A 24,247-nucleotide genomic window follows, 5' to 3' on the forward strand; every position below is an offset into this window, starting at 1 on the left:
TATGATAAGTATGAAAAGTAAAAATTGTGGGACCGAGGATCTGGTAGACGAGATGATCGCACCCAGAAAGGAGAAGACCCGGCACTTGTTCGGCAGTGTGAAGGTCGGTGAACGCGGGCAGGTCGTCATCCCCAAGGAAGCCCGGGAGATCTTCGGCATCAGGCAGGGGGACATCCTGCTGGTGCTCGGCGATACAGAGCGGGGCATAGCGCTCGTGAAAGCAGATGCCCTCCAGGAATTCGCCCGTAAGATCCTTGACAGTGCAGGCAAACCGGATGAATAGGGGCAAAATGGGGGTGACAATCATGAAAATTGTTGTACTGAACGGCAGCCCGAAGGGCGATATCAGTGTCACGATGCAGTACATCGCATATATCCGGAAGAAATTCCCGGAACATACGTATGAAATTCTCAATGTAGCTCATGAAATAAGAAAGATCGAAAACGATACCGGGCTCTGGAATAAAACCATTGAGAGCATCCGGTCCGCAGACCTTGTCCTCTGGGCATTCCCGCTCTATGTTATGGTCGTATGCTCCCAGTACAAGCGCTTTATCGAACTTATCTTCGAGAGGAAAGCAGAGGATGCATTCGCCGGGACCTACACCGCATCGCTCTCGACATCGATCCATTTCTTCGACCAGACCGCCCATGCCTACATCCATGCCATAAGCGACGATCTCGGCATGAAGTACCTCGGGTTTTATTCAGCGGACATGAAGGATCTCTTATCCGGGGAGGAACGGACGCGCCTGGAGAAATTTACTTCCCTTCATGTCACCGCAGTACAGGAAAAGATGCCGGTCCAGCGGGAGAACGCCCCGCTTGTCTGGCCCTCCCTCGCATATGTTCCGGGTAAAGAACAAAAACCCATTCTTGCCGGTACAAAAAAGGTTGTTATCCTCACTGATGACGATCGCAGTTCACCCAACCTTGCGGCAATGACAGACCGGCTCAAAAAGAATTTTTCCGGTTCCGTTGAGATGATCAATCTCCATGATGTGAATATTATGGGAGGTTGTCTCGGGTGCTGCCAGTGCGCCTATGACAATACCTGTGTATATGCCGACGGGTACATTGACTTTTATAAGAACAGACTGGTGCCTGCGGATATCATCATCATGGCAGGCCAGGTGCACGACCGGTATCTCTCATCGGCATGGAAACAGTTCTTCGACCGGAGTTTTTTCAAAGGGCATACCCCCGGCCTTAAGGGCAAACAGGTCGGCTTTGTGATTGCAGGGCCCCTCCACCAGATCCCGGGCCTCAAAGAGGCACTCACCGCATGGGCGGACAATGGCGGGTGTCATGCACAGTTTGTCACGGATGAGGTTATGAGTTCCGTCGAGCTTGATGCCCTGCTCGATGCCCTGGCAGCACGTCTCGTGCAGGCAGCAGAAACCGGCTACATCCCGCCGCATACGTTCTACGCGGTCGGCGGCCACAAGATATTCCGGGACAGCATCTACGGGGGAATGAGGTTTGTGTTCCAGGCAGATTACCGGTACTATGTGGAGCACGGATTGTTCGATTTCCCGCAGTCTGACCTGAAGACCCGCGTGTTCAATGCAATCCTCATCCCGTTAACAAGGATCCCCGGTTTCCGGAAAAAAGTGTTTGCCGATCTGAAACACCACATGATAGAGCCCTTCAAACCGGTGCTCAGGAATGCCTGAGGAGAGGAGAATACCATGAAGAGCGTGAACATCCTGCAGGGATTTCTCCCCCTGATCGTCTATGGATTACTTGCAGGAAGTTCTGTCGCGAGCGTCATGGTCGCACTGGGTGCTGCATTGATCATTACCGTCATCATCGGCTTTTCTGATCTCAGAAAAGGCATGATCCTGACGTGGGCAAACCTGGCGCTGTTCTGCTCCCTGCTTATCGCGGTCGGCGTCCTTGGCATGACCGGGCTCCTCCCGGTTATGGGAATGCTGATCTATGCGGCACTCGCCGCAGTCACCTTTGGATCAATCCTTGTAAAAATCCCATTCACCCTGCAGTATGCACGGGACATGGTGGACCGGACTCTCTGGGAGAAACCGGCGTTTATCCGGGTAAACGTCCTGATGACGGGTGTCTGGGGCGGTATCTTTGTGATAAATTTTATCCTGGACTATCTCGCATTCGCATACCCTCACTCTGCCGGGGGGATTACCCCGCCGCTCACGTATCTTGTCCTCCTTGCCGGGATTATCTTCACGATCTGGTACCCGGGGCATATAAAGAGAAAATATTTTTTCCCATCAGGACAAAGCGGCAGGTAAGAGGGGGGATTCCGGGATTTTTTTACCGGAACTCTTTTACACTGGCACTGCCATTCGTGCCTTCGTAACAGGTATAAGTGTCCTCTTCTCTCCCATGTAAGTTGAGCCCCACGTATACCATGCCGGCCGCACTGCCACGCAGGATCCGGCCAGGCGGTGAAAAAAAATTCGATGGGCAAAGGAAAGACTAAGCACCCGGGTTAAAGAGACCCGGGGGTATTTTGCTTTTTCTTTAGCCCTTTGCACTTGTTGAAGTACGTCTCGCCCCAGATCCATGGCTGGTAATTGCAGCACATCTCAGGTTTCACCAGGTGGATCCCGCAAAGATACCGCCCTTTTGCGACCCGGCGCAGGAACGGGCAGACCGTAACGTACTCACCGGTGTCGGGGTTGCGCATCTCGACAGAGACAACGTCCCCAAGGTCTTCGGCCCGGAGATCGGTACAGTTAACCGGAGTGCTGCCGTTCTCCAGAAACGCAACAAACCAGCGCAGGATATCGGTCCGCCCCTGATCAATCCAGACATACACGTTAGCCGTTGTCGGCGCAATGCCGGGGCCGAAGATCCGGCAGCAGAGCCCGCACTGCCCGCAGGGCTCGTCTTCTGGTACTTCGTTGTCCATGGGAGTTCTCTTCCACTATTTTTGCCGGCATCGGGATAATAATTGCCGATATGTTTTTGCCATGCACTCCGGGCCGGCCAGCCGGAACATGTGACCGGTTCGATCTGTCCGGCCGTGAATGCATTTCGGGACGACGCCCCGTAACCACCACCCGCATGAAATCGTACCAGACAAGGGATACCGGACCGGTATCTTTATGATTAGGTAAATCCTAACTAATGAAAGATCGGTGTATGATGGACAGGGAGGAGCAATTGTTCGGGGAGTTTGAGAAACTCTTCAAGATAAAAAAAGAATGCTCCTCTTTAATCTTCTCCGAATGCGGGCTCTCGGATATGACGGTCAGGCAGATCGCCTACCTGAAAGTCATCGATGAACAGGGAGAAGTCACCTTCAGCAGGCTTGCTGAGATCACAAAAAACTCAAAACCCACAATCACCGAGATGATCAACAGGTTTGTCCGGATGGACTGCGTGTACCGGGAACCGTGTCCCGATGACGGGAGGATCCAGTATATCTGCCTGACCGGGAAAGGAAAAAAGATCGCACAGGCCGAACAGGCCGCCATGCGACGGGTGATTGAACAGATGATCGATTCGCTGGACGAAGACGAACTGGATCTCCTCATCGGGATCCTGCAGAAAGTCAGGTAATTTTTTTATCCTGCACTTTAGTTAGGTAAATTCGAACTAAATAAATGGAGTGATCATGGAGTCGGAAAAAATACAGGATTCGCAGGAAAAGATTGTTATACCACTCTTTGAGGTTGTCGCCTACCCGGAGAGCCGGACAAAGTTCCCGGTCGACCGGGCCACCGGAGAGCACCTGCTCGCTGCAATGAGCGACCAGAACGCAGAACATGCGATCGGCCTCACAGTAAAAAGCGGCACCCGGTTTTCGGAATTAACAAAAGAGTCGCTGTATAAAACCGGGAACCTGTTCCGGATCACGCACGTGCAGGTTGCCGATGGCGGCTACCTGGTCTGCGCGGATGTCGTAAAAAAAGTAAAAGCAGTCTCCCTGTCTGAAAAGGACGGACACTTCTTTGCCGCATACGAGCCGGTCCCGGATCTCATGGATTTCGGAGAAGACCTGCAGGCCCGGATCCTCGCGGACGTAAAAAGCACCATCCACGAGATCAGCAGCCGCTTTTCAGGCTCCGAACAGTTCACCCGGCCGATCGACCAGATGGATTCCGTCGACCGGATCATGGGCTTTGTCATGCCTTTCCTGCCGGTTAACCTTGCCGAGAAACAGGCGCTTCTTGAGATCGCCTCAGTCAGGCAGCGGTACATCACCTTCCTTGAGCTCCTCATCAGGACACGGGAGAATATCAATATCCGGATCGAGATGGCTGAAAAAGTCTCCGACCGGGTGAGTAAATCGAACCGGGAGGCAATGCTGCGGGAGCAGCTGAAGGTAATCCAGGAGGAACTGGGTGCGGGAGAAGGCACGGCCGGTGACGGTGGCTACCGGGAACGTATCGGGAAGTCAAAGATGCCGGAGGAAGTACGCAAGAAAGCCCTTGTGGAGGTAAAAAAACTCGAGACCGGCGGCAGCCAGAATATTGAAAGTTCCGTGATCCGGAACTACCTCGACCTCCTGCTCGATCTCCCCTGGGTGACAGAGGAGAAAAAGAGCATCGATATCGCGCAGGCCCGCCGGGTGCTCGAAAGCCACCACAACGGCCTTGAGAAGGTCAAAGAAAGGATCGTCCAGCACCTCGCGGTCATGAAACTCCGGCAGGAAAAGCAGGGCTCAATCCTCCTCTTTGCCGGCCCGCCCGGCACCGGGAAGACGAGTCTCGGGAAAAGTATTGCGGAGGCGCTCGGGAGGAAGTACGTCAGGATCAGCCTTGGCGGCGTCAGGGACGAGGCCGAGATCCGGGGGCACCGGAGGACCTATGTCGGGGCCCTGCCCGGGAGGATCATCCAGGGCATCCAGAAAGCCGGCACGAAAAACCCGGTCTTTATCCTCGACGAGATCGACAAACTTTCAACCTCGTACACGGGCGACCCGGCGAGTGCACTCCTGGAAGTTCTCGACCCGGAGCAGAACTGCACGTTCTCGGACCACTATCTCGAAGTCCCCTACGATCTCTCCGATGTACTCTTCATCGCTACCGCGAACTCCCTTGCGACCATCCCGGCGCCGCTGCTCGACCGGATGGAACTCATCGAGATCTCGGGCTACACGAAAAACGAGAAGTTTGCCATCGCAAAAGATCACCTGATGCCCGAGATCCTGACCGAGCATGGCCTCGATACGGACAAACTGAGGATTGAAGATAAGGCACTGAAGCTGATCATCGAAAAGTACACCCGGGAGGCAGGAGTCCGGTGGCTCAAGAAGCAGATGGCAAAGATCGCACGCCACGTATCTGAGAAGATCGTCTCCGGTACCGCTGAGCTGCCATTCGTGGTAACACCGGAGAATCTTTCAGCGATCCTTGGAAAGGAAGTGATCCGGCAGGAAGTGGCGAGAAAAGAGCCTGTCCCCGGTGTCGTCACCGGCCTTGCATGGACGCCGGTCGGCGGGGAGATCCTCTTTATCGAGGGTACATTCATGCCCGGGACCGGCAAGCTAACCCTCACCGGCCAGCTCGGGGACGTAATGAAGGAATCGGCGACCATATCATTGAGCCTCATCCGGTCCCGGCTCGCCCATACGCAGAACGGGTTTAACTTCATCACGAGCGACATCCACATCCATGTTCCCTCGGGGGCAACCCCAAAGGACGGCCCATCGGCCGGCGTGACGATCTTCTCGGCGCTCGCATCATTGATCACGGGCAAAACCGTTGACCCGGATCTTGCGATGACCGGGGAGATTACCTTAAGTGGTGCAGTGCTGCCTGTCGGCGGCATCAAGGAGAAGATTCTCGCCGCACACCGGGCGGGAATCAAAAAGGTGATCCTGCCAAAGGAGAACGAACGGGACCTCCAGGACGTGCCCGAAGATGCCCGTAGCGAACTGACATTTTTTCCAGTCGAGACCGTTGAGGAGGTCTTGAAAGAGGCGCTGGCGATCGAGCTGCCCCGGACCGTGGTCATGCACGCAGGGAACAGTTTTATCCCGGTGCAGAACATCTGAAACTCAAAAGTGGGGGCAACGTCAATCGGGAAAATCCGGGAGGCAGCTGGAAAGTGTATGCCATCTGGCTCCCCCCCATGCTGGTGCAGAGAATCGACAGCATCCGGGAAACGGCTGGCCGGTGGGTCGATCGCGGGCCTTAAAAAAAGGTCTTCTTCCGGCAGTGCCCTCCCCCCTTTGATCGGACGGCTGATCCGCCATCCGGACACAGATTGCACACGGCTGGTTTAAAACGACAGGAATCCTGCGTCGCACACGACCACGGTTACGCTTTTTTGGTCCCGTAATTCGTAATGACGAGTTCACTCACTGCTCCGCGCCGGGCACCGTTGCAGTTGATCATCCTTTTGGCCGGGACACGTTCGATCGTGTACCCGGCATAGAGATCGTCAAAGAAAGAGTCTCCGGACTTCTCGTTTCCGGGATCGGAATTGCTCAGCATGATCGTCGCACCTTTCCGGTCAAGTTCCCTGAAAAATTTTGCAAGCCGTTTCTGGTCCTTATCGGAGAAACCGCCCCGTGAATAAGTGGTAAAGGAGGAGGTTGCGTTCAGCGGGCGGTAGGGGGGATCGAAGTACACGAAGGTCCGGTCGTCCACGTACTTCCTGCATTTTGTAAAATCCCCCCGGATAATCCGGGTGTTTTCTAACCGTGCGGCAACCTCCATGAGATTATCCACGTTGAGAATGTCCGGGTTTTTGTACCTCCCGAACGGGACGTTGAACCCGCCATTCCGGTTAACGCGGAACAGGCCGTTGTAACAGGTATGGTTGAGAAAAATGATCTGCGCCGCCCGCCAGATCCACCGGGCATTGTAGTGCCGGAAATCAATTGCCGGCAGGTCCCGGTTGAACGCATCCCGGATCTCATAATAATACGCTTCACGCTCCCGCTCGTTCTTATCGAGATACGCGGATTCCAGCATTTCAAGTTCGCCGATCAGGCTATTGACGGATTTCCGGATCACCCGGTAGGTCAGGACGAGTTCCTCATTGAGATCGGCAATCGTGCACTGCTCAAAAGAAAATCTCTGGTTAAGATAAAAGAACACAGCGCCGCCGCCAATGAATGGTTCGACATAGCGGGTGATCGTTTTGTTTTTCAGGTATCCCTCAGGCAGGCGTTTGCCAAACTCGCCAAGTAACTGTGATTTTCCCCCGGCCCATTTCAGGAAGGGCCGTGCACCGGAAACGAGTCGCATGTGTTTTGCCATACGGTCCAGTAAACACCCGCAGCTATCAGGTATCTCATTACTCTTTTATCAACTACCATGAGTGGATGGATGGCACCTTCCGCGACCCGCCCGACTCCCTCAGGTAACGGTTCTTCCGGTTGCACCCCGGAACTTCCGGGTGCCGGTAACCGGTTCTTGCCGGCACCCGACCACAAACCTCATGGAGAGTCCGGAACCAGCCTGGTATTGAAGTGAGATTCTCATGAAAAGCAAACCGGCGTTTCTGGTACTTGTCCTGTGTTCACTCGTCGTCTTTGGTTTTTGCATGCCCGCGACCAGTGCGGTGGTTCCCGCTGGCGACAGGCAGGCACACCCGCTCGTGACGACCGGTGATCTCAACGTGACGAATGTATCCCTTGCAAACGCGACGTTTCCTGCAAAATACCAGGTAACACCCTCACTCATCCAGGTTGGAATCAGCACAGACGATTCCGCCCTTGATGGCCCGAAGGGAGAGATGGCTGCAGTCCCGCGGACAATTGGTTTTTCAACCAGTCCTGAGTCTCTTGTGATCGTGATTATCGTGATTGTGGCCATCGGACTCGGAGCATGGTACGTTCTGAAACAAAAACAGGATGGAAAAAAGAAAGAATAATACCCCTTTTTTCCCGTACTCTGCGGCAGAACAAGTATGAACAAAAGACCTTCATACTCGAATCCTGAAAATCAATAAACTCATGTGTGAGGGTTCCCGGCCAAACCCTTATATCCCGACCTGTCCCACCGGAGGAATAGGTCGGAAAAAACCATTACAATGATCAGCCTGTTTAATTTTTCACCGCACTGCGAAAAATCGCGGAGTTTGCCTGCGCTCACCATTCTCCCTTGCGATCTTCGGCAACGGAACCTGCCCGGTGAAGGCGTTTCTCTTAAAGATAATGGCATTCGTCGACAATATACCGCCCGGAACCGGAAAAAAGGTGGGGCGATCCCCGGACGCTGCCGCGATAAACTAAAAAGGTGTGATCAAATTTGACAATCGCAATACACGTCGCAGACCTGACCCGGCGCTTTGGTGATCTCGTGGCCGTGGACCGGATCAATTTCGAGATCGTGCAGGGTGAGATCTTCGGCCTCCTGGGCCCGAATGGTGCCGGCAAGACCACCACGCTTGCCATGCTCTCGACCATGCTCGAACCTACGTCTGGTGCCGCCCAAATCATGGGCATCGATATCAAAAAAGACCAGGACGGTGTCCGAAAAGCGATCGGGATCGTCTTCCAGGACCAGAGTCTCGACGAAGAACTCACCGCATGGGAGAACATGGACTTCCACGGCCGGCTCTACCGGATCCCCAGGGAAACCCGGGAGCAGCGGATCGATGAACTCCTGAATCTTGTCGAGCTTTTCGACCGGAGGAATGATATTGTCAAGACATTTTCCGGCGGGATGAGGCGACGTCTCGAGATTGCACGGGGGCTCCTGCACCACCCGGCCGTCCTGTTCCTGGACGAACCTACACTCGGCCTTGATCCCCAGACAAGAAACCACCTCTGGAAATATATTGAGGATCTCGCAAAGGAGAAGAACATCACGATAATCCTGACGACCCATTATATGGAGGAGGCGGACCGGCTCTGCGACCGGATCGCGATCATCGACCACGGGAAGATCATCGCGCTTGACACTCCTGCCCGGCTCAAGGAATCGATTGGCGGTGATGTAGTGACCATACAGTCACCGGACACGTCCAAGATCTCCACGGCGCTTTCCGTGCCGTGGATCAAACGGCTGGAGACGCATGACGGTGAGGTGATCCTTACCCTCGAAAATGCCGAACAGCACCTCAGCATGATCGTGACGCGCCTGAACGAGGAGAAGGTTTCCATTACCTCGATCTCCGTCCACAAACCGACACTCGAGGACGTCTTTCTCTCGTTCACCGGGAAGACCATCCGCGATGAGGACATCAGCCGCAAAGACGCGATGCGGATGCATTTCAGGATGATGAGGCACTAAATCATGGATATCGTTTACACCATCTGGCTGCGGAGCATGAAGCGGTACGTCCGGTCAAAAAGCAGGATCGTGGGGAGCATCGCGATGCCGCTCTTCCTCCTCGTCTTTCTCGGCTTCGGCCTTAATTCAGTGGTCAGCGCTACGTCGCTCGGGCAGCAGTACGTGATGTTTCTGGTGCCCGGCATGGTCGCGATGAGCGTGCTCTTCACCTCAGTCTTCTCCGGCATCCAGATCATCTGGGACAAGCAGTTCGGGTTCCTGAAAGAGACTCTTATTGCACCGGTTACAAGGCTGGAGATCATGTTCGGCCAGACTGTCGGAGGCGCAACCACGGCGGTGATCCAGGGGATCATCCTGATGGTGCTCGCCGTCCTGATGGGACTGCGGATTGAAAACCCCGCAGGTTTCTTTGTCGCGCTCGGTTTCATGATCCTTGTCGGGATCGCATTTACTGCGTTCGGGATTGCGATTGCCTCCCGGATGGAGGACATGACCGGCTTCCAGCTGATCATGAACTTTGTTGTCTTCCCGCTCTTCGGGCTCTCGGGAGCACTCTTCCCGATCAGCTCCCTCCCCGGCTGGCTCGAACCGGTTACCCTCCTTGACCCGCTCACGTACGGGGTGGAGGGAATACGGTACGGCCTGACCGGGGTCTCGCAGATCAACCCGATCATCAGCGCTGCGGTGATTGCCGGGTTCGCGGTCGCGATGACCGTTATCGGGGCGTACCTCTTCCGGAAAATCTCGGTGTGAAAACAGCGAATCCCGTTTTTTATCGGTAAACGCGGGAAACCAGGAATATCTCTTTTGAACGACCTAAAAAAATTACTTGTTGATGTGCACGACTTTTGCCGGCGGAAAACCGTTGAAGTGCGTGGACGAGGCATGGGAGTACGCCCCGATATTTACCGAGTAGACGAGGTCACCGATCTCCAGATCCGGCAGTTCGGCCGAGAGCGTGATCGTATCGAACGCATCGCAGGTCGGCCCGAAGACCGCCGAGATCTGCTTTGGGCCTTCCTTAAACGCGAGCACCGGGTAAGTACAGTGGTCGAAGACCTGCCCCGAGTAGGTGTGGTAGACGCCGTCGTTGATGTAGTAGCTGGGCTTGCCGTTCCGGTAGGCTTTCCCGATAACCTTTGCCACAAGCATGCAGGCATTGGCGACCAGGAACCGGCCGGGCTCGGCAAGGATCTCCATGTCGGCCGGGAAGAGCCGTGCAATCTCCGCGTTAAGTTTTACCGCAAGTTCCTCGATGGACCGTACTTCGGGGTTGTACTTCACCGGGAACCCGCCGCCGATATCGAGAATCCGTATTTTTTTACCAAGCCGGCTCTCACATTCCTCGATAATACTTGCGGAGATCTGGAGCGCCTCGACATAATTCTCGAAGTTCGTGCACTGGCTGCCGACGTGAAAACTTAAACCCTCAACAACAAGGCCGTGGTCAAAGGCCGCGGCGATAAGATCCACCGCTTCGCCCGGGTCCGCCCCAAACTTTGACGAGAGTTCGACCATCGAGCCGGTGTTCGGGACACGGAGCCTCAGGACGAGACCTGCCTGAGGTGCATGTGCCCGGATCTTCCTGAGTTCCTCGATGTTATCGAATGTCACGAGAGGCTTGTACTGGTTGAGTTCTTCCAGCGTCTCGATGGGCTTGATTGTATTTGCGTAGATGATGCGGTCCCAGATCCAGTCCTGTCGTTCCTTGTCGGGCAGGTCTTTAATAAACTCGTAGACAATCATGAACTCGGGCATGGAGGCCACATCGAAACTTGATCCCATGTCCAGAAGAGTTTTCACAATTTCAGGATTCGAGTTTGCCTTGACCGCGAAATAGACCTGAACCTTCGGCAGAAATTTTTTGAACTCGCGGTAATTTTCCCGGATCTTTTCGTGGTCTATAATAAAAACCGGTGTTCCGTTTTCCCGTGCCAGCTGCTGCAGATTCTGACGACTTCCCCGGTCGATGTGAGAGGCCTTCGCATCGTTCCCGCATGTTTTTACCGTTGTGTCCACATCAGTTCCCCTTATTTTATGTACAGTGTTGGTTCACCGGACAAATAAGAAGTTTTTGAATTGCCAGACATCGGACCGATCATAATTGTTTTCAGGGTTCTCCCGGAAATAGACAGCGCGATCTTTTAAGGGTGTCCAGTCCGATGGCCCGGACACGAAGTCTCCAAGATAGGGCTTTGCAATATTGAGCACAAACTCGTGGGGCAGGTCATCGGGCAGGCAGAACCCTTTCTTCGGGTTCTCGATCATCCACATAACGGCGGAGACAATACCCAGCGCAACCTGGATGGTCGTCGCGTTCTGGCCCGGCGCAAGCTTCCGCGCTTCTTCAATGGACAGGATGCTTCCCGTCCACCAGGATTTGTACGGGTGGCCCATCAGGAGCGCGCCAAGGATATCGGAACCGCTTGTGATCTCAAGGTCGTTCATGATTCGCATCTTGGGCTGGAGTTCGTAATTCCTGCCCCGCAGTTCGTGCAGCGATGCAATTGTCGCGTCACAGGGCAGGTACGCGTAGTTAACGGTCGGCCGGTAGATCGCCTTCCCATCGCGCCAGACCGTCCACCGGTCGGAGATCCCATAAGCCTCGCCGTGACGGATCACCATGCCCACGATTTCCTCGTTCGGTACCCAGGACCGGATCCAGGTATTGATCCCCATGTAGGGCAGCATGATCGCGTTCTTTGGCCCTTCGGATGGCACTTGTGCATTGGCGGGCAGTTCCTTTTCGTGAGTTCCCCATCCGATCTCGGCCGGCGCGGTGCCTTCCTCATGCAGGCCCTCAATACACCAGGTGCCGATAAACTCGTCCACCCTTTTTGGCTTCCGCGAGATCTGCGTGTCACGCTCGGAGCAGTGGATCACCTTGATCCCGACTTCCATCGCAAGTTCGGCAAAGCGCTTCTCCCTGATGAGCTGGGTGAACCGCTTCGGGTCCGTGGCAATCCCGTCCGCGATCATCCGGTTTGCGATATCCACGAGCCCCTGTTTTGTCATGTGAGAGATAAGGCCCGGGTTTGCGCCATGATCGACCACGCAGGTTGTCGAGTTCTTCCAGTCGCGGGTGAGTTCGCGGAGTCTCATCTGCCGGAAGTACAGGGATTTTTCGTACGGGCTTGCGGTAAAACGTACACCCAGTGGGTCCCATGACTCGACCGAGGTATTGGCATACAACACATTGTGGTCGTGGCACCACTGGAGAATATCCCCGCAGTCGATATTCCATGCGAGATCGATGAGGAGCCCTCCGTCCGCGAGGTTCTCGGACAGGATCGTGGTGAGATTTTCGGGCGTGATCTTCCGTTTCAAAAACCGGAGACCCCGGGACGTATACGCTTTAAGATCCTGGGATTTCTCTTTAAAATCAACGATCGTGATATTCTCAAGCGGTATATTGACATGCCGAAGCAGGATGGGAAGCGTGCACCGGCACACAGAACCATAACCGATAATGAGCACTTTGTTTTTAAAGTCCATCCTAACCCTCCCGGGTTTTTATTTTGCTTTTCTCTCCAGTGTGTATTTTATGCGCTTTTACGTTATAAAAGAATGAGAGAAAACCGGAGCAATAACGAGCCTTGTACCGGCCGGGAAAAAGTGATTACTTATTTTGGGATGGTACAATATACAAGTAGGTGATCTCTTGTCAAAACGGGCTGTTGACCTGATCTTTTCCACGACCTATCTGCTTACCGATCTCCGAATACTCCTGCGTGAGACCGCACCAACACACGAACTGGATGAAACACAGAAAGCAGAAGCGGCACGACTGCTCGAAAACCTCGAACGGCAGGTCAGCTCCTTAAAGCAGGAGATGCTCTGAATGAAGTGCGGGGCGGGAATCGAGGCCCGACAGGTAAACGAGCTCTTCATCAACGTTGATCCAATCCAGGCGGGGGGACGGCTCACGGGCGACGCGATAAAAGCGATCATCGCGTACTGTGACGGGTACTCGGTCTGCGATAACTGCAGGAAGCCAAACCGGCTCGACTGCATTTCAAAACCACCAATTGCGGAATTTCATAAGGATGTTGCGGCATGGCTTGGCATGGACGCAGCCCGGATGATGCCCGGTGCCCGGCGGGCATTTCAGGCAGTTGCTCATACGTACGTGAACAAGGGCGACCCGGTTCTTCTGACCTCCCTCTCGCATTACACCGAATTCCTCGCGGTGGAAGAAGCGGGCGGTGTTGCCTGCGAGATCCCGGCTGATGCGGGGCACATCGTCACGCCCGAAGCCACTGTGGCAAAGATCGATGAAGTGAAAAAGAAGTTCGGGAAAGCGCCGGTCCTTGCCTTTATCGATCACGTGGATTACCAGTACGGGAACCTGCACGATGTTACCGGCATTGCAAAAGTTGCCCGTGAGAACGATGTCCCGGTCCTCTGCAACGGTGCGTACACTGTTGGCATCCTGCCCGTTGACGGGAAAGCAATGGGTGTCGACTTTGTGGTCGGCTCGGGCCATAAGAGCATGGCGTCGCCCGCACCGTCCGGCGTCCTTGCCACGACCGCGGAACGGGCAAAGGAAGTTTTCCGCACAACGACCATCGAAGGCGACGTGACAAAACGCAGGTTCGGTGTCAAGGAACCGGAGCTGATGGGCTGCACGCTGATGGGCGCGACGCTTGTCGGCATGATGGCTTCGTTCCCGCACGTAAAGGAGCGGGTCAAGCATTTCGATCGGGAACTGGAAAACAACAAAATCGTGATGGAAGCTTTGCTCTCGATTGACGGGACAAAAATTCTTTCCGAGTACCCGCGGAAGCACACGCTGACACGGGTCGATACGACCGGTTCGTTTGACCGGATTGCAGAGACGCACAAGAAGAAGGGATTCTTCCTCTCGTCCGCGTTAAACGACAAGGGAATCTTCGGCCTCATCCCCGGCGCGACCCGGGTCTGGAAGTTCAACACCTACGGGACGACCAGAAAGCAGGCCCGGTACCTTGCCGATGCGTTCGTGGCGGTGGCACAAGAGAACGGGATGAAGATTGGGGCGTAATTTTTTAGTTCTGCCCGGTGGTGAGGGGGCATCCTGCCGGGCGTATCAATCATTGGCATTGCCCCCTTTTTTCCCGGCACTGGTTTTATCTGAACCGCTGACAAAAGGCTGAGTAACTACGATGGATCAACCCCGCCTCTCCGCCCGAAAAGGAAATACCATGCTCAAAAAATGCGATCTCTCCAAAAAAACCGATGACAAAACGTTTGCCGACAAAATTGCGCCTCTGCAGGAGCGGCTCGGCGAGCTCCAGCGGCAGCTGCGGGACGAGAGGATCCCCGTCATCATTCTCGTTGAAGGCTGGAACGCATCCGGGATCACGATGACTATCCAGGAGCTCATCCGGTTTTTGGACCCCCGGGGATTCGCCCTCTCCTCCATCGGTTCACCAACCGATGAGGAACAGAAACACCCGCTCATGTGGCGGTTCTGGAACCGCATTCCTGCGGCCGGGAGGATTGCGATCTTTGCACGGAGCTGGTACAGCCGGGCGCTTGCCGAGAATACCGATGGCCCGGGCTGGGAGACACGCGTGGACCGGGCCATTTGTTCCATCAACCGGTTCGAGCGCGATCTCTCGGATGACGGGACGATTATTGTCAAGATATTTCTCCACATCAGCAAAAAAGAGCAGAAAAAAAGGCTCCTTATTCGGGAAACAAATCCGCTCACCTCGTGGATGATCACGAAAGGCGACTGGGACTTCCACCGCGATTATGATGCCTACCTCCCGGTCATCGAAGAGTTCCTCAAAAAGACTGACACCCAGTACGCGCCGTGGACGGTGGTCGGGGCGACCGATGCGAACCACACGGTCCTCACCAGTTACACAACTGTCGTAAAGACGCTCGAAAAAAACATCCCGGTAATTCTGCGCCGCAAAAAGCTGGGGACAAAGACAAAGCTCCGGTTCAGCCCGGCAATCGTGCCGGTCGCCCGCCGTTTTGCTGCACCGGACCTGCGGGAGAAAAAAGAGTACGAGGCACGGGTCTTCGCTGCCCAGAAAAAGGTGCGGGACCTCCAGTACCACATCTACAAGCGCAACATCCCGCTCGCCATCGTGTTCGAGGGCCGGGATGCCGCCGGGAAAGGCGGGACTATCATGCGTCTCACCCATGACCTGAACCCCCGTGGCTATAGTGTGATGCCGGTTGCAGCCCCGAACGATGACGAAAAGGAGCACCAGTACCTCTGGCGGTTTATCCGGAACTATCCCGCTGCCGGCCACATCACGATCTACGACCGGAGCTGGTACGGCCGGGTGCTCGTCGAACGGGTCGAAGGATTCTGTACTAAGCCTGAGTGGAAACGTGCATATACCGAGATAAACGAGATGGAAGAAGAGTTCCGGAACTGGGGCGGCGGCCTTTTGAAGTTCTGGCTCGAAGTCAGCCCGGAAGAGCAGCTCAAACGGTTCACGCAGCGCGAGACCGATACGCTCAAGCAGTGGAAGATCACCGAAGAGGACTGGCGGAACCGGGAGAAATGGGACCTCTACGGGGTGGCCATCGATGAGATGTTTGCAAAGACGAGCACGAAGTATGCCCCGTGGACGGTGATCGAGTCCGATGACAAGTGGTATGCCCGGACAAAAACGCTCGAAACGGTCGCGGACTACTGCGAACAGTTGTTGCAATGATGGCGGGGTCGCTCCTCCCGCAGCTCACTTTTTTTCAGGTAATCTTACCGTTCTGTGCGGTAACATATTGCACCCGGGCGAGCACCTCATCCAGCAGTTCGTCGATAGCAAGTTTCTCTTCGCTCTCTTTTACCGCATCCTGCGTTGCCGCCGTCGCCGGCATCCGTGGCACTGCCCGGCAGGCAAGATCGCCGGGCTTGTCCATGAACGTCCCGATCTTCCGGGCAAGGGTGATCGTTTCCTCCTTGTCGTACGTGATAAGCGGTCTGAGCACCGGGACTGTCGTAGCATCGGAGATCACCGCAAGATTTGCAAGCGTCTGGGATGCGACCTGCCCGATGTTTTCCCCGGTGAGAATTGCCTGCGCATCCTCGCGTCCGCACAGCCGGCCGGCCGCCCGTAGCATGAACCGCTTGCAGAGCACGCACCGCAGCCGGGGCGGGATGCGGAGCTCCTGCATCCGGTCGTAGAACGGTTCGGTGTCGGCAACGATCATCTGCATTTCGCTTCCCGGGCACCAGAGCGAAAGCCGGCGGAGGTTCTCGATCGCGGTTGTTTTCACATCGCCGCCTGCCCACCGGCCGCCATCCATGTGCAGGTGTGATACCTCGCAGCCCCGTTTCATTGCGAGCCATGAGGCGACCGGGGAATCGATCCCCGATGATAGCAGGCAGAGCACCTTCCCCTGCGAGCCCCACGGCAGGCCGCCCGGCCCCGGGATCCGGGAATCGTAGACAAGGCCCCCGCAGTCCCGGACTTCCACAAACAGTTCGTACTCCGGATGCGAGAGGTCAACAGAAAGACCGGGGATCGCATCGTAGATGGCCGAACCGACATACTCGCCCAGCTGCTGGCTGTTCATGCCGGTCTTGCTCTGCCGCTTTCCCCGGACGGCAAACCGGCAGGGGGGATGAAGATGTTCTGCTGCAAGGAGAACTGCCGCGTCACGCAGGGCATCCGGGTCAGCGGCAACCCGGGTGCAGACGCTCACACCCACGACGCCGAATACCCGGGAGACGATGCCCGCAATCTCATCGGGTTTTTCACCGTAGATAAAGATCCTCCCCCGGGGGCTTTCAAACCGGCAGGAGTGGCCGGCCGCTCCCAGTGCCTGCCGGATGTTGCGCAGGAGAATGCCGATAAAATGGTACTTGACCGGATCGCTCTTTAAGAAAAGCTCGCCGTACCTTATCATCACAACTTTTTCCGGCACCGGCCTGCCCTGATCTCCTACCATGGTCGTTCTTAGATGTTTGAGGGCATGAGGTGATAACCGTTGGCAGTCACCGGTGGATAAGGCGGGACCGGGGTCCCGCATCTGGTTCAGGTGTCGCGAATAGATGAGGAGAACACTACGTATACGGGATAACGAAACTCTTTAATCAGGGGAACGAATACTGTACTGAAATGGCGAAAAAGGCGAGTAAAAAAGCAGAAGAAGAACCGCTCAAGTTGTTCTACATTTTTTATAACCAGGAACGCTGGGACAACTGGGTAAAATCACTGGGCGAAGCAAGTTTTGAGGTCGACCCGAAAAGCGAAGAAATGCCCGAGGGATTCCGGGTGCTCGACAGTTTTTCGGTCGACATCACTCTTGCGGTGCTTAAGGTCGTGAAACTGTACCAGAACAAGCGCTTCTCACAAGAGGAAGCGTTTGACCGGCTCGGGCAGGTCGAATCTATTGTCATGTCCGCCGCGCCAAAGAGCGACATTGAGGAGCTCATCGAGCTCCTCCAGCTCCCCAAACTCGTCCTCTTTGCATCCTGCCGGAAATATCTTGGCGGGGAGTTTGACAAGGATATCAAGACGCTTGTGAAAAAGGGCAAGGGGCAGATCGAGAAGGACATGGAAGGTGCGCTTGAGACTGCCGCAAATATCGGTGCAGCCGTGATCGACGGCGCTGCCTGCTGCGGGAAATACGTCAAGGACGACCTTGAGAACCCGACCCTGTTTGACGAGTGGCTCATTGAGTGCGAGCGGATGTATGAGGCGATGGGCTCACTGAAAAATTTCGACGAATCAACAGGAGACGACGATTGATCGCCGACCGGGCGCGGTTCCGTCACGCAAAAAAGATCGAACGGCTCGCCGGCTACCGGGTGCCCGACCACGCCTTTTACCCTGTAATGCTCGAAACCATCACCACCCGTTTTAATTTCGACGCACTTGACTTTGCCATCCGAGAGCAGCTCCTGAGTTTTTTTAACGATTTTCTCCGGTGCAAGTGCAAAAATTCGCCACTCTGCGGCTGCCCCGAGAAAAAATTTGCAATAAAAGTTATCGAACTGCGCGAAAACGGCCTCGATCACCGTCAGATCGCGGCATACCTGTCCGATGAGTATGGAATCGAGATCTTTCCTGCAGATGTGCTCTCGTTCCTGGAAGAGTCCGTGCACGTGCTTGAAGCGATTGCGGATGTGGCGCATCTGCAGGGACAGGATGCCCTTGCACAAAAGACCGTGGATCATATCCGGCTCATCGAGCGGTGAGCCGGATCCTGACAGGTTCCGTTTTTCCGCGTGTCCGGGGGATTTATTGTGCGCCGGACAACCGCAGCCCGGTTCTTCATCTCCTACTATCCTAGCGACCGACGCGAACTCATAAATGCCGAAATTGTACCGGTTCTTGCCGCATCAGGACACGCGGGGCCGTCACTCGCGGTCATGGCGCTCCCTGAATGGTACAGCGATGCGGGGTTTGCCAGAGGAATGCCGGATGCCGGGGAATTCTTCACGATGATCCGGCAGATCCGGGCGATGGTGACCGGCGTGTAAAGATCCGGGTCGTGTGCCGGATGTGCAGAATCTCACCGTTTTTTTGAGCTTGGACCGGGTACCTGAATAATTGTTTTTCACCCTGCGAATGCATCACCGCGAGGTATTTTTCCCTGCACAATTATTCAGGTATACCTGATTCCGGCATGCACTTCCCCATGAACCGTTTTAAATCTCCATCATGCCATCCGAAAAGCATTTATTACAAAATGTAAAACATATGTTACATGGTGTTTGTACGGGAATCACAAACACCTGCAGGAACAACATACCGGAGATCCAGAATGAAAACCCCAAAAATCTACTATGCAGCACTCATGGCATTCTGCGCCCTTACCCTGTCAATCGGCAACGCAAGTGCCATGGGATGGCACTAAAACCGGGGAATCTGCCGGCTCCGGTCGCAGATTCTCCATAGAATTGCCAAAAAGGAGATGATCCAAAAAGCAGAGACATGATTTGACTCACATTCCTCTTGCTGCCCGATTAGGGCAGGATAATCATTTCAGGACCGTGATCCCAACAGGCATACATCTGCCCGGGCCGGTTTCTGCCAATCTCCACCCGATGGCAGGCCTTACCAGGTGTGGAGGTAAACCTGCTTTGCGACACGGTCCTGATGCAGGATGTTACAAGTATCTCTTCACAACAATCAGTAATCCAACAGGAATCCATCATCATATGAGGGAAAGACACCCACACCTTTTTTTTTAGATCTTCAGTGCGGGATCATCCGCATCCAAATTCAGGACAAAAACAAAATCAGGAACTTCTGGAAAGGTCCCCACAAAAAATAAAAAATATCGTATGTTTTTGCCCGGCACTCACTAAAATTCATCGGATAGTTCCTATACCACCGCCGCAGCAAAATCCCTGGCGGCAGCCGGGCCGTTCGCGGTGATGATCCTATGGTCGGTCACAACGGGCTCTCCGACAAGCACAGCCCCGCCTTTTTTCATCTCAAAAAAGGCAGCAGGGCTGTTATAGACCGTCGCCTTCTTTCCCTTGAGGATCCCGGACCGGGCGAGCACGGCGGGCGCAAGGCAGATCGCAGCAACAACTTTTCCGGATTCGTGGAAACACCGGGCCAGCTGAACGAGCATATTATCTCCCCAGAGATGAGTCTGGCACCCGGAGCCACCGACAATAATAAGCCCGTCGTAACTCTTCGGATCAATCTCCTCAAACGAGATCCCTGCGGAAATTTTTCCGCCTAGCATTCCCGTGCAGGGGCCGGGGCGGGTCGATGCGATATCGAACACAATCCCGGCTTTATTTATGGCCGCGACCGGCTCGGCCAGCTCTTTATCTCGATATTTCTCCGGTGCAACTGAGATGACTACTTTCATGGTATCCGGGATTTTCTTTCTTCATATTTGAGGATTGGTAAACAGCAGAGTTGGACACGTTACCAATAAAAAAGGATTATTTCGGCTCTGTTGAAATCCTCAAAATATTTCTTTTAACGCTCTTGGGGGCTACGGCATTTTTATGCCTCCGCCCCCGCACGCTTGAGGCACCCCCATGGAGCGATAACCCCCGTGAAGGTAATACGACATCATCGCAAAGCGGAGGGGCGGTTTGGGGGGACAGGCACTGTCCCCTCCGTCAATCTATCTGAGATCCTTTTGTGAAAAAACAAGGATTTCTACAGAGCCATTATTTCTGTCTTGACAGCGATCGATACCAAAACACCCATTTTATTGTTCAGGAATGTTCCCGGGCACCAGACTTATGATTGCTTCACTTATGATCCCTGGAAACCGAAGTCGATAATGACAGCAATGGCTGCGCCAAGGCCGATTATTTACCTGGCAGAAGAAGGTTTCAAGGGTTTTATTACGTGTCAGAAGGATGAGCGTCCAGAAAAAAGAATAATTAAAAATTTTATGGTTTCTTAGCTACCACTGATTCGATGATCTTGTCCATGATCGCTTCGCTGCGGTTCTTGAGCCCAAAGCCGATGATGATGGCAATGGCTGCGCCAAGGCCAAGACCGATACCCCATGCAACCGGTGTAACAAACGTGTAGATGATGGTGAGGTCGAGCATCAGCTGGGAAAGGGCAAGGACTACAATCACGAAGTACAAAAAGATCCGGAGCAGGAACAGGAACGGCGAGATGAACGTAATATCCTGCTTTGCATAGTACTTTGCAAGGAAATCGACGAAATAATCCGCAAGAAGGAGACCTACCAACAGAATGATGACAAACGCAACGATATGCGGGATGTATTCGACAACCACGGTCATGAGCTTGCTCATGTAATCCATGTTGAGGATGTCGACTGCCGCAAGAACCGCAATCAGGTAAACGAAGATCCGCACCGCGATATCGCCGATATACCCAACCGTGATCCCGGCGTTTTTGACCGATCCGGCAAAGGAGCCCTGGTGGGCAACCTGCTCGACAATATGCATCTCGCTAATCTTATCAAGAAGAATCCGGACAGCCTTACCCAGAAGGCGGCCGACAATCCAGCCGACAAGAAGAACAACAAGTGCACCCAAGATACTGGGAACATATGTCAGGATTGTCGCGTACCATTGATTTAACACATTAGCAAATACAGGATCCATTCACTTTTCCTCCATTTGTGAATGCTACTTTAGAGTACTTAATAATTTATGTAAGAGTATTTCGAATAACCCCCGGCGTTTTGAACGGATTAACGATGTGAGACTGCCCGGTCCAGATACCCGGGATTTAGTTTACATTTCAGTTTTATAACGACAGCATCCGCTCGAGAACCTCTTGTATTTTGAGAGTGGCCAGTTGGTATAGGTTGAAGCTGAACGCCGAGAACACAATTTTTACATGAACCCTTAGAACGGTAGTAACCTGATTGTGAGAGGAATGGAACACCTTCTTGATGACGGCATACAGGAGTTCACCGGGAGATCGAATCCTTGCGATTCGTTTGTTTCTGAGAATGTCCCGGATACCGATAGGATGGTTTCATACTCCTCGTTGCATGGTAGCGTTGAACCCCTCGGTTTCAGTGCCGAAGTACCCTCGATCTCTGTAGATGACTTCCCTCTCTTTGGATAGGTCGATTTGCGAATCGTGTGTTGAAGCGGTCGTAACTTCGAGCGCCCGGATCAGGCCATAGTCGCAATCCTCTTTGGTATGGAGTTTGTATCCAAAATAGAATTTTTTCCCTTTCTTCGTCCATGTACCATCCTTACTTCTCCGGGTTTTTGCCTCATCTCCCCGCGGTGTATTGACCGTGGCATGACCGGGATCTGCGGTGATAAATGTTGCATCCTGAATCGTACCTTTCCGGATCTTCAGTTTTTTAGCATCGAGTTGCCGTTGAAGGTCTTGCCAGATTACTTTGTCTTTACCGGTCTTTGCCAGGCGCTCCCGAAAATACCAGACCGTCGTCTGATCCGGGATCTTCTCGGGAAATCCAAGAAATTTCATGAACGATATCCGATCATTGGCCTGCCGTTCAAGTTCCGGATCCGAGAGGTTATACATCGACTGGAGTACCAGCATCTTGACCATGAGGACGATACCCATGTTCGGCCGTTCTCCCTGCTCGCTTCTGTTTTGGTAGATATCTCCCACTACCGTTCGGAAACAGTCCCATTCGATCAGTGTGGAAAACTCCTCTAACCGATCGCCGAGTTGTTTAATGCTCTTGTACCGTTCCTCTAATGCAAAATCGACAAGAGTTTCCATACTCCTCCTTCGATCTGCTAAGATAAAGTACTATGGGTCTTTCGATGGTTTTTCGGAATTCTCTATGGGATTTTTGTTGTGATGTAATTTTATTGCCATTTGGTACCCTGCAACAGATTCATGAAGCATGGGAGGTAATCTTCAGGCAATGACGCATATGCGAAGTGACATGGTTAAGGAGGGGTACGAACGGGCGCCCAACCGTTCGCTTCTGCGATCGCTTGGGATGACCGACCGGGAGATGACACTTCCGTTTATCGGTATTGCCAATGCGTACAATACGATTGTGCCGGGTCATATCCATCTGCGGCAGCTCTCAGACCGGGTACGGGAAGGAATTGCTGCTGCGGGTGGCGTGCCGTTTGAATTCGGGGTTATCGGCATCTGCGATGGGATTGCCATGGGCCACGAGGGTATGCGGTACTCACTTCCTTCACGGGAGAACATTGCGGATTCCATCGAGCTCATGGCACAGGCCCACCGGTTTGACGGCCTCGTATGTGTCGGAACCTGCGACAAGATTGTGCCCGGCATGCTCATGGCGGCAGTCAGGACAAATATTCCCACGGTTGTGGTGACCGGTGGGGCGATGCTTCCCGGAAATATCGGAGGAAAAGATCTCTCGCTCATCGATGTGTTTGAAGGTGTCGGGAAAGTTGCCGCCGGGAGCATGAGTGAGGATTCCTTAAAAGATCTGGAGTGCTGCGCTATGCCCGGCTGCGGGAGCTGCCAGGGCCTTTATACCGCAAACACGATGGCATGTATGACCGAGACGATGGGGATGTCCCTGCCCGGCTGTGCTGCAATTCCTGCTGTTGACGCGGCAAAACTTCGGATCGCCCGGGAGAGCGGGGAGGTTGTAGTTTCGATAGTAAAAAAGAACGTCACGCCGCGCGATATTATTACCAAACAAAGCCTTGAAAATGCGATCCGCATGGACATGGCGCTTGGCGGTTCAACGAACACCGTGCTTCATCTCATGGCGATTGCAACGGAGGCCGGAGTCCCGCTCACACTTGCGGATTTCAACCGCATCGCTGACGAGATCCCGCATATCTGTTACATGCAGCCATCAGGTCCCCACTCAATGCAGACCCTGTACCGGGCCGGGGGGATCCCGGCAGTGATCAAACGCCTCGAAAAATACCTGGATGATGTCCCGACGGTTTCTGGTAAGACCATTCACCAGATCGCCCGTGAAGCAGCGATAAAGAACGAAGATGTCATCAAAAGCCCCGATGCACCGGTGAGCCCGGCCGGCGGTCTTAAGATCCTCTTTGGGTCGCTTGCACCTGACGGTGCGGTGGTAAAATGTGCGGCGGTTCCAAAAGAGATGTGGAAGCACACCGGTCCGGCACGCGTCTTCGATGGTGAAGAACCGGCAATGGCTGCGATTCTCTCCCGTCAGATCAGGGAGGGCGATATCGTGATCATCAGGAACGAAGGTCCCCGTGGAGCGCCAGGCATGCCGGAGATGCTCTCTGCAACATCGGCCCTGATGGGTGTGGGCTATAACAAAGTCGTTCTCATCACGGACGGGCGCTTCTCGGGCGGCACCCGGGGGCCCTGTGTCGGACATGTTGCCCCGGAAGCGGCGGTCGGCGGGCCGATCGCCTTTGTGCACGATGGCGACAGCATAGCAGTCGATCTCTTTACCAAAAAAATCGATCTCCTGATCGACCATAAAACACTTGAATCCCGGAAAGCCTCATGGAAACCGGTGACAAAACAGCTGACCGGCGTTCTTGCACGCTATGCTAAGACCGTGGAGCAGGCTAACCTCGGCGCAGTGCAGAGATAACTGCTGCGAGTCAATAATACTCCCCAGTTTTTCGACTCTTCGCTGAATTGTGCGGGTACATCCAGACCTCGTCAAATAAGTTGATGGGGGCTAACGCCAGAGGAAACGCCTATTACGATGACTCCGCCGCCCCCGGCGGGGCGCCC

Annotated in this window: 22 protein-coding genes and 1 pseudogene; 15 read left to right on the forward strand and 8 right to left on the reverse strand. The window is 54.2% G+C overall.

Annotation, left to right across the window (positions count from 1 at the left end; translation table 11 throughout):
- The 3 genes from QZN75_RS01215 to QZN75_RS01225 all read left to right on the forward strand — a co-directional run.
- A partial coding sequence (locus tag QZN75_RS01215; RefSeq protein WP_292423708.1) for an AbrB/MazE/SpoVT family DNA-binding domain-containing protein occupies positions 1-283 on the forward strand: 283 nt, incomplete at its 5' end.
- 22 nt (positions 284-305) lie between these two features.
- Complete coding sequence (locus QZN75_RS01220; RefSeq protein WP_292423711.1) at positions 306-1,676, forward strand: NAD(P)H-dependent oxidoreductase; 1,371 nt, start codon at positions 306-308, stop codon at positions 1,674-1,676.
- A gap of 15 nt (positions 1,677-1,691) precedes the next feature.
- Positions 1,692-2,267 (forward strand): hypothetical protein, encoded by a 576-nt coding sequence (locus tag QZN75_RS01225; protein ID WP_292423714.1) that lies wholly within the window; start codon positions 1,692-1,694, stop codon positions 2,265-2,267.
- Positions 2,268-2,467: 200 nt separating this feature from the next.
- On the opposite strand, the gene QZN75_RS01230 is transcribed toward QZN75_RS01225, so the two are convergent.
- Entirely contained in the window at positions 2,468-2,890 is a 423-nt protein-coding gene (locus tag QZN75_RS01230; RefSeq protein WP_292423716.1) for a YkgJ family cysteine cluster protein, read from the reverse strand.
- Positions 2,891-3,123: 233 nt separating this feature from the next.
- Between QZN75_RS01230 and QZN75_RS01235 the strand changes: the two genes are divergently transcribed.
- The gene (locus QZN75_RS01235; protein ID WP_292423719.1) at positions 3,124-3,543 is read left to right on the forward strand and encodes a MarR family winged helix-turn-helix transcriptional regulator; all 420 of its coding nucleotides are present in this window, start codon (positions 3,124-3,126) and stop codon (positions 3,541-3,543) included.
- A gap of 55 nt (positions 3,544-3,598) precedes the next feature.
- A complete protein-coding gene (lon, locus tag QZN75_RS01240) occupies positions 3,599-5,983 on the forward strand; it encodes an endopeptidase La (protein ID WP_292423723.1) in 2,385 nt (794 codons plus the stop codon).
- Between the two features lie 265 nt (positions 5,984-6,248).
- On the opposite strand, the gene QZN75_RS01245 is transcribed toward lon, so the two are convergent.
- Positions 6,249-7,196, reverse strand: coding sequence for a DNA adenine methylase (locus QZN75_RS01245; protein WP_292423727.1), 948 nt, complete (start codon positions 7,194-7,196; stop codon positions 6,249-6,251).
- A 223-nt stretch (positions 7,197-7,419) separates the two neighbouring features.
- Here QZN75_RS01245 and QZN75_RS01250 point away from each other — a divergent pair, with 223 nt between their 5' ends.
- The 3 genes from QZN75_RS01250 (at position 7,420) to QZN75_RS01260 (ending at position 9,929) form a co-directional block, all read left to right on the forward strand.
- Positions 7,420-7,812, forward strand: a complete 393-nt coding sequence (locus QZN75_RS01250; RefSeq protein WP_292423729.1) for a hypothetical protein — start codon at positions 7,420-7,422, stop codon at positions 7,810-7,812.
- A 377-nt stretch (positions 7,813-8,189) separates the two neighbouring features.
- Entirely contained in the window at positions 8,190-9,176 is a 987-nt protein-coding gene (locus tag QZN75_RS01255; RefSeq protein WP_292423731.1) for an ATP-binding cassette domain-containing protein, read from the forward strand.
- Positions 9,177-9,179: 3 nt separating this feature from the next.
- Positions 9,180-9,929 carry an ABC transporter permease gene (locus QZN75_RS01260; protein ID WP_292423734.1) on the forward strand — a complete coding sequence of 250 codons (750 nt, stop codon included), beginning with the start codon at positions 9,180-9,182 and terminating at the stop codon, positions 9,927-9,929.
- A 72-nt stretch (positions 9,930-10,001) separates the two neighbouring features.
- On the opposite strand, the gene QZN75_RS01265 is transcribed toward QZN75_RS01260, so the two are convergent.
- Together QZN75_RS01265 and QZN75_RS01270 are read right to left on the reverse strand one after the other, a co-directional pair.
- Positions 10,002-11,195 (reverse strand): type III PLP-dependent enzyme, encoded by a 1,194-nt coding sequence (locus tag QZN75_RS01265; protein WP_292423737.1) that lies wholly within the window; start codon positions 11,193-11,195, stop codon positions 10,002-10,004.
- A gap of 33 nt (positions 11,196-11,228) precedes the next feature.
- Positions 11,229-12,671, reverse strand: a complete 1,443-nt coding sequence (locus QZN75_RS01270) for a saccharopine dehydrogenase C-terminal domain-containing protein (RefSeq protein ID WP_292423740.1) — start codon at positions 12,669-12,671, stop codon at positions 11,229-11,231.
- 166 nt (positions 12,672-12,837) lie between these two features.
- Here QZN75_RS01270 and QZN75_RS01275 point away from each other — a divergent pair, with 166 nt between their 5' ends.
- The 3 genes from QZN75_RS01275 (at position 12,838) to pap (ending at position 15,838) form a co-directional block, all read left to right on the forward strand.
- Positions 12,838-13,017, forward strand: coding sequence for a hypothetical protein (locus tag QZN75_RS01275; protein ID WP_292423743.1), 180 nt, complete (start codon positions 12,838-12,840; stop codon positions 13,015-13,017).
- Positions 13,018-14,199: an O-phospho-L-seryl-tRNA:Cys-tRNA synthase gene (gene pscS / locus QZN75_RS01280; protein ID WP_292423746.1), complete on the forward strand. Its 1,182-nt coding sequence runs from the start codon at positions 13,018-13,020 to the stop codon at positions 14,197-14,199.
- Positions 14,200-14,359: 160 nt separating this feature from the next.
- On the forward strand, positions 14,360-15,838 hold the full coding sequence (pap, locus tag QZN75_RS01285) for a polyphosphate:AMP phosphotransferase (protein ID WP_292423749.1): 1,479 nt from the start codon (positions 14,360-14,362) through the stop codon (positions 15,836-15,838).
- A gap of 34 nt (positions 15,839-15,872) precedes the next feature.
- On the opposite strand, the gene thiI is transcribed toward pap, so the two are convergent.
- Positions 15,873-17,075, reverse strand: coding sequence for a tRNA uracil 4-sulfurtransferase ThiI (thiI, locus tag QZN75_RS01290; RefSeq protein WP_292423752.1), 1,203 nt, complete (start codon positions 17,073-17,075; stop codon positions 15,873-15,875).
- A gap of 170 nt (positions 17,076-17,245) precedes the next feature.
- On the opposite strand from thiI, the gene QZN75_RS01295 reads away from it, so the two are divergent.
- From QZN75_RS01295 to QZN75_RS01305, 3 genes are read left to right on the forward strand one after another with little or no spacing between them, the layout of a single operon-like run.
- Positions 17,246-17,878: a DUF2150 family protein gene (locus QZN75_RS01295; protein ID WP_292423755.1), complete on the forward strand. Its 633-nt coding sequence runs from the start codon at positions 17,246-17,248 to the stop codon at positions 17,876-17,878.
- On the forward strand, positions 17,875-18,327 hold the full coding sequence (locus QZN75_RS01300; protein WP_292423757.1) for a DUF5814 domain-containing protein: 453 nt from the start codon (positions 17,875-17,877) through the stop codon (positions 18,325-18,327). The genes QZN75_RS01295 and QZN75_RS01300 overlap by 4 nt, the downstream gene beginning before the upstream one ends.
- A gap of 48 nt (positions 18,328-18,375) precedes the next feature.
- Positions 18,376-18,612 carry a hypothetical protein gene (locus QZN75_RS01305; RefSeq protein WP_292423759.1) on the forward strand — a complete coding sequence of 79 codons (237 nt, stop codon included), beginning with the start codon at positions 18,376-18,378 and terminating at the stop codon, positions 18,610-18,612.
- 848 nt (positions 18,613-19,460) lie between these two features.
- On the opposite strand, the gene QZN75_RS01310 is transcribed toward QZN75_RS01305, so the two are convergent.
- From QZN75_RS01310 to QZN75_RS01320, 3 genes and pseudogenes are all read right to left on the reverse strand, one after another.
- On the reverse strand, positions 19,461-19,961 hold the full coding sequence (locus QZN75_RS01310) for a DJ-1/PfpI family protein (protein ID WP_292423762.1): 501 nt from the start codon (positions 19,959-19,961) through the stop codon (positions 19,461-19,463).
- A gap of 538 nt (positions 19,962-20,499) precedes the next feature.
- Positions 20,500-21,192, reverse strand: coding sequence for a hypothetical protein (locus QZN75_RS01315; protein ID WP_292423763.1), 693 nt, complete (start codon positions 21,190-21,192; stop codon positions 20,500-20,502).
- Between the two features lie 145 nt (positions 21,193-21,337).
- Positions 21,338-22,300, reverse strand: a pseudogene (locus QZN75_RS01320) (IS5 family transposase).
- 157 nt (positions 22,301-22,457) lie between these two features.
- On the opposite strand from QZN75_RS01320, the gene ilvD reads away from it, so the two are divergent.
- Complete coding sequence (gene ilvD, locus QZN75_RS01325) at positions 22,458-24,101, forward strand: dihydroxy-acid dehydratase (RefSeq protein WP_292423766.1); 1,644 nt, start codon at positions 22,458-22,460, stop codon at positions 24,099-24,101.
- Positions 24,102-24,247: the final 146 nt, after the last annotated feature.

Source organism: Methanoregula sp. (assembly GCF_003170075.1).
In the GTDB taxonomy this organism is placed as follows: domain Archaea; phylum Halobacteriota; class Methanomicrobia; order Methanomicrobiales; family Methanospirillaceae; genus Methanoregula.